The sequence below is a fragment of the Salinispora cortesiana genome (genome assembly GCF_000484695.1).
GTDB lineage: Bacteria > Actinomycetota > Actinomycetes > Mycobacteriales > Micromonosporaceae > Micromonospora > Micromonospora cortesiana.
This window is the reverse complement of the sequence record NZ_AXVR01000109.1, coordinates 1-5,980: the sequence shown is the minus strand read 5'-3', so window position 1 is coordinate 5,980 and position 5,980 is coordinate 1. Positions and strand designations below refer to the sequence as shown.

Sequence of the window (5,980 nt, the reverse complement as noted above, 5' to 3'; positions counted from 1 at the left end):
CCCCCGTAAGCGACAAGGACCCACCACCCGCACTCGCGGGGGCCGCCCTCGGCTACCAAACGGCGGTAGCAGCCACCCCGCAACCTAAACCGACAGGAGACTCAAAAGGACATGAACGCGAAAAAGATCCCTAGAGGGGTCAAATCCGCTTGATTATTTGCGGATGCGGCTCACAGCCCGGACCGGACCGGTGCCACCGCGCCACGGACCCACCTTCCGTATGACCCGACTCTCGGGGGGTGGGGCGGGACGCTCTGGGCCAGGGGGACGTAGTCACGGGTGCTTCAGTGACGCTTCGTTCGCTACTGTCTTGCCCTGTGGCAAGCACGAACCTCCGCACCGAACGCCTCACACTTCGGCCGGTGCGCGACGAGGACATCGACCGCATCCTGGAGTACCGCAACCTGTCGGAGGTCAGCCGGTGGCTGCTGCGTACCGAGGTTGACCCTGTCGCTTTCCGGGCGGCCTGGCGACGCTGCGCAGAAGACCCCAACAACCACGGCGTGGCGGTGACCCTCGACGGCGTCGTCATCGGAACCGTCTCGCTCAATGTGCGGGACGGCATGGGGCAGCCCGGCACGCCGCCGGGGACAGAAGCCGAGATCGGCTACATCTTCGACCCGAAGTACGGTGGCCACGGCTACGCGACCGAGGCGGTCAGCGCGATGCTCGCCCACGCGTTCGACCGGTTGGGCGTACGCCGGATCACTGCGGGCTGCTACGCGGACAACCTCCCCTCGGTCCGGCTCCTCGAAAAGCTCGGCATGCGGCGGGAGCAGCATGGCGTCGGCGACTCCTGGCATGCCGAGTTGGGCTGGGTGGACGGGTACACGTACGCCCTGCTGGCCGACGAATGGCGCCACCGGCCGTAAGTCCCTACCCCACCGGCTGTCCGGGGCTTCGACGAATCGTCACCGGCACCTCACCATGGCGGTAGTGGACGACCGCGAACGGCCACACCGCTCGCAGCCACGCCCCCACGATCTCGGTCAGCGGACCATCCAGCTCCGCTCGCGCGGCGGACACCCACGACGAGGCCGCCACCTCCTGCTTCCCCGCCGGCGATGGCTCGAAATACACGCAGCCGACCACGTCCCCGGTGGCGATCTCGATGACCGAGTAGGCGAAGTCCACCCGCTGGCGCGACCGCTGCGCATGCCCCGCCAGGTCCTCGCGGTTCTCGGCGAGTGTCATCCCGGCCACCGGCGGCCAGCCCTGGTCGAATCCCGGCGTGGACCGGATGTGCGCGATGCTCGACATCCAGGCAGCGTGATCCGCCTCGTTGTGCTGCGGCCCAAGCAACTCGAGCCGCAGCCCCTGGGAAACAAACACGTCCGGTACCGCGAAGGAAGCCGCGACGAGCGGTAGGTCAGTCATCTCCGGAGCCTAGCGGTCCATCGGCCAGCCGGTTAGTCCAGGCACGTTGGAACGTTCACGCAATTGTTTGGTCGGTTCCTGGCCACTGTGGTGCCGGTAGCGGTGGAGAGATCGACCGTGCCGCCCACCTCGTTGAAGATGCCGCCGCCGTCGGTGCCGGCGGCGTTCTCGACCACCTTCGTACGCAGCAGGGTGAGCGTGCCGGTTGCCGAATTGTAGATTCCGCCGCCGGACTCGGTGGCCTGATTGCCGGTGACCTTGGTACGCAGTAGCGTCAGCGTGCCGAGATTGTAAAGGCCGCCACCGTCTACTCCAACATTGTTCTTGATGACACTGTCTTCGATGAGCGCGGCTCCACCTTGCAGAAAGATCGCGCCCTGGCCGCCGCCGGTGGCGGTGTTGTTGGCGACGGTGACTCGGGAGACCGTGAGCTGGAGCGGCGCACCGGCGATGGCGGAGCCCCCCGCGCCCGTTGTCGTGTTCTTCGCAAAGCGCGTGTCAGCGATGGTGCCGGTCGTCCCACCAAAGAAGAAGACAGCTCCGCCCTCGGCAGCCTGGTGACCCACCAGCTCGCTCCGGGTGACCGTCAGGCGGCCGCTGATGGTCAGAGCGCCACCGGTCAGCGCAGTGTTCGCGTCGAACCGCGACTTGTCGATGAGGGTCGCGCCGATACTGAAGATCCCGCCACCGATGTTGGCCGCGGTGTTCCTACTGACGACCGAGTGTTCGATGTGGAGAGCGCCACCGATATTCCCAATCCCGCCGGCATCCCCCTCACTGGATACATTTTCGACGATCTTGCTCTTCTTGATTGTGGCACCACCACCTGGGTTGATGAGAATCCCGCCGCCGTCAGTGTCGCCGGATATCTTCCCACCGGTGACAGTGAGGTGATTCAGGGCGAGCCGCCCGTTGGCCTCGACGGTCAGGATTCTGAACTCCTCGGCTGCGGCGGAGCGCTTGAGGGTGGTGCTCTTACCGCCGTTGAGGGTGATCGGAGTGGTGATCGCGGGCAGACCGGCACCGTCAAGGTCAGCGGTGAGCAGGTAGGTACAGCCCGCGGCGAGGTCGAGCACGGCACCACCCTGGGCGTTGGCTCGGGTGATCTCGGCAATCAGCCGATCCGTGTCACAGGGCGCCGGCGTACCCTTCGCCTTTCCAAGCTGGTCATCGGCGACGGCGCGTCCGACAGCATCCACGCCGGGGATGGTGATGCCGGTGGTGACGGCGGCGGTAAGTGCCAGGCCGGCCGCTCCGGCCAGCCCGGCAGCCCACCACCGTGACCTCGCCCGACCTTCGTTGGGATGCTCCGAGTTGGCCTCGGTCGTGTGGCGCTGATGGTTCATCGCGGTGTTGACGCCTTCCCCGTGAACGACGAGGAGCCCGAAGGCCCGGGTGTTCCTCGGCTACCAGGCCGGCGGTAGCAGCCACCCGCACGCCAAACCGACACCGACCCCACATAGCTACAATTCCGAAGAAACTACTCAATCCGGGCAAAAGCACTTAGTCCGGAGACGGCGCTGCCGCGCACCCGCACAGAGTCGGGATGCAGACGGAACCACGCAGCGATGGCCAACGGCATCAGGAGGTAGCCGAACCGGGTGGCAGGCACCAGGCAGATGGCCACCGCTAGGGCGAAGGCGAGCCGGTCGGCGGCGGCGAGCAGCGTCCGCGGGACGGCCCACGGCGGCGGTCGCGAGGGCGAGGCACATCAGCGCCGTGACCAGCAGGTCGATGCCCCCGGTGGCCAGCGGCAGGGCCAACAGTGAAAATGCGGCCAGGAGTGCGAGGGCCCGGGGTGCACAGTGACTGATGGCGATCCGGGCAGCCACCACCAGGGCGAGCCCGAAGACCAGGGCGAACCCCCAGCGGGCATCGGTCAACGGACTGTCGCCAAACAGGGCGTACGGCAGCCCGAACAACGCCATCGCCGGCAGGTACGGGTTGTAGTCCTCAAGCTGGGATGGCTCGGGCAGGTACGGGCTGCCGGTGTGCAGCAGCAGCACACCGGAGTGGTGCACGACGTCGACCTCCAGCTGCCCCTGCCGGTGCGCGACCAGCCACACCATGGGTACGACGGCTGCACCGACCGCCGCGACGAAAGGCGCAACCTGGCGCAGCCCACTCGACGCGCCGGCGGCCATGGCCCCGGCCCCGACGTAGCCGATGGTCGCGCAGAGTCCCCAGACCCGGTGCGGCCCCTCGTCGGTGACCACGGCCAGGAGCAGCGCCGCAACCGCGCACCCCGCCCACAGCAGCGGCCACGGCCCGGGTCCGGCCCGACCGAGTGGCCGCCGCCGAGCCACGGGCACGGGAAGCGGGTGCGGTAGTAACGAAGTTCTGGTCATTCACTGCGCCTTCCACATCGGAGTACAGCCAGTCTCGGAAGGCCACGAGCCCGGATCGTCACTCCAGAGTGCGATCTTCGGTGTCAATCTGGGGTGTGCCGCCGGTGCCCCGATCAAACCCGACGGTGACGCGTCCGGTGCGGTGGCTTCAACGTCGTCGCGGAGGGCGCAGGCGGCCAGGACGCTATCCGGCTGGTCCGCGAACACCGCCCCGACATCGCCCTGCTCGACATCCGGATGCACGCACCGATGGGATAGCCGCCACCCGGGCGCTCTTCGCCGACCCCGACACCGCCACCCGCGTGCTCATCCTGACCACATTCGGCCTGGACGAATACGTCTACGACGCCCTCGCCGTCGGAGCCAGCGGCTTTCTGCTCAAGGACGCCACCTTCCCCGAACTGCTACACGCCATACGGGTGGTGGCCGCCGGCAAAGCCATGCTCGCCCCCGAGATCACTCAGCGGCTCATCACCCGCTTCCGCCACGAACGCCCCGCTCCCCCTCCCCGACCCGAGGCCCCGAACCTGACCGTACGCGAAACCGAGGTTCTGCTCCTCGTCGCGCGGGGCCACTCCAACGACGAGATCGCCGAGCGCCTCACCATCACCGACCACACCGTCAAGACCCACATCAACCGGCTCTTCGCCAAACTCGGCGCACGGGACCGGGCCCAGGCCGTCATCGCCGCCTACGAACACCGCTACATCACTCCCGGCCAATGACACTCCACGTGACGCGCGAGGCCCTTTGAGCGTCGGGCCCTCTCACACTCCGGGCCTTTTGACGCTCCGAGCCGGTGACGCCCGGGGGCCGGTGACGCTCGGGGGCCGGTAGCGCTCGACGCGGGCGCGGGATAGACGGAGTGCCTACGATGCGGGAATGACAGCGCCGACCGGACAGCCTGTTGACGAGTTCCTCGCCACCCTGCCGAACGAACACCGGCAGGGTGACGCACGCCGACTCATCGCGCTCATGCGCGAGGTCACCGGGGAGGAGCCGGCGATGTGGGGACCGAGCATTGTCGGCTTCGGTCGCTACCACTACCGATGCGCCAGCGGCGGTACCGGCGACAGCGCTCTCGCCTGCTTCTCACCACGCAAGCAGCACCTCGTCGTCTACCTCATCGGTGGCTTCGAAGAACGACACGCATCGACGCTGGCACGGCTCGGCCCGCACAAGACCGGCAAGAGCTGCCTCTACCTGAAACGCCTCGACGACGTGGACCTGGCCGTCCTACGCGAGCTCGTCGACCGCTCCGCGCGGGTACGCAGGGGCATCGACCGCGCTTGTTGCTGAACGTCATCCGAGCCCTGGTTGCTGGACGGGCCAGCAGCGCCGCCACGATCAGGGTTACCGCCGCACCGATCAGGAACCCGGCCGCCACGTCGTGCGGATAGTGCACGCCGACGAAGCCATGACCCCTGGGCGACGCCGGGGGTGGTGGCGGCCCACTCGACGATGGCGCGGTACCACTCGCCAGCGATGTCCGGAACATCTTTGATCTTGTCCCGCATTCCCCATCCCCCGATCCGGCACCACCGCCCCGTTCGCGGTGTTCGTTCCCACCGTAGGCGCCGGCAACCGTTGGCCCACAGGCGTAAGTCAGGGGCGCCCCTTACCAAAGTGGGGTCACCGGACCGCCCAGGACAGCGTCAGAGCGATCGATGACTCCGAACAACCAACGAACACGCGACTCCTTCACGTCGGGCAGCGGCTGGCGGGGAGCGCATCGACCCTAGAGTCTCATTCGAGTACGTTCTTCGCGTTCATGTCTGATAAAGCCATGTTGTCCTTTTTGCTCGACGTGGGTACTGCCGCCACCTGGAAGCCGAGGGCAGCCACCACCGGCCTCAGCTGACGCCTCGACCACGACGGGGAAGGACAACGACACCACGATGACCAACCCACACCGCAAGCCCGAATCAGGCCACCCCGGCGCACGCCGGACCAGGTCACGATGGTGGTCTGCTGGACTGGCCGGAATGACCGGCCTCGCCCTCACCACCACCGTCGGCCTCGCCACCACCCCCGCCGCCGGCGCCGTCGGACCCACCCTCACCTCCGTCGACCGCCAGCACGACGAAGGCAAGAACGACAACAACGGGAAGAAGGAGAAGACACCCGAAGGCACCCCCGTCCCCTGCGACGCCGACGCCCTCATCGCCGCCATCACCCTCGCCAACGCCCGCGGCGGCGCTGTGCTCAACCTCGCCAAAGACTGCACCTACCTGCTCACCACCGACATCGACGGC

Annotated in this window: 5 protein-coding genes and 3 pseudogenes; 4 read left to right on the top strand and 4 right to left on the bottom strand. The window is 67.6% G+C overall.

Going from position 1 to position 5,980, the window contains the following annotated elements; all coding sequences use genetic code 11:
- Positions 1-317: 317 nt before the first annotated feature.
- Positions 318-872, top strand: coding sequence for a GNAT family N-acetyltransferase (locus K228_RS0123735; RefSeq protein ID WP_025620619.1), 555 nt, complete (start codon positions 318-320; stop codon positions 870-872).
- Positions 873-876: 4 nt separating this feature from the next.
- Here the strand turns inward: K228_RS0123735 and K228_RS0123730 are convergent, their stop codons facing one another.
- The 3 genes and pseudogenes from K228_RS0123730 to K228_RS26175 all read right to left on the bottom strand — a co-directional run bounded on the left by K228_RS0123730 (position 877) and on the right by K228_RS26175 (position 3,725).
- Complete coding sequence (locus K228_RS0123730) at positions 877-1,377, bottom strand: hypothetical protein (RefSeq protein ID WP_025620618.1); 501 nt, start codon at positions 1,375-1,377, stop codon at positions 877-879.
- A 32-nt stretch (positions 1,378-1,409) separates the two neighbouring features.
- The gene (locus K228_RS0123725; RefSeq protein WP_025620617.1) at positions 1,410-2,723 is read right to left on the bottom strand and encodes a right-handed parallel beta-helix repeat-containing protein; all 1,314 of its coding nucleotides are present in this window, start codon (positions 2,721-2,723) and stop codon (positions 1,410-1,412) included.
- Positions 2,724-2,857: 134 nt separating this feature from the next.
- Positions 2,858-3,725, bottom strand: a pseudogene (locus K228_RS26175) (hypothetical protein).
- Between the two features lie 302 nt (positions 3,726-4,027).
- Between K228_RS26175 and K228_RS26170 the strand changes: the two are divergent.
- Both K228_RS26170 and K228_RS0123710 read left to right on the top strand, forming a co-directional pair.
- Positions 4,028-4,450, top strand: a complete 423-nt coding sequence (locus K228_RS26170; RefSeq protein ID WP_245603578.1) for a LuxR C-terminal-related transcriptional regulator — start codon at positions 4,028-4,030, stop codon at positions 4,448-4,450.
- A 157-nt stretch (positions 4,451-4,607) separates the two neighbouring features.
- Entirely contained in the window at positions 4,608-5,024 is a 417-nt protein-coding gene (locus K228_RS0123710) for a DUF1801 domain-containing protein (protein ID WP_025620616.1), read from the top strand.
- A gap of 13 nt (positions 5,025-5,037) precedes the next feature.
- Here K228_RS0123710 and K228_RS30515 read toward each other — a convergent pair.
- A pseudogene (locus K228_RS30515) lies at positions 5,038-5,139 on the bottom strand (phosphatase PAP2 family protein); the annotation flags it as partial.
- 484 nt (positions 5,140-5,623) lie between these two features.
- Between K228_RS30515 and K228_RS0123705 the strand changes: the two are divergent.
- Positions 5,624-5,980 (top strand): annotated as a pseudogene (locus tag K228_RS0123705) (right-handed parallel beta-helix repeat-containing protein); the annotation flags it as partial.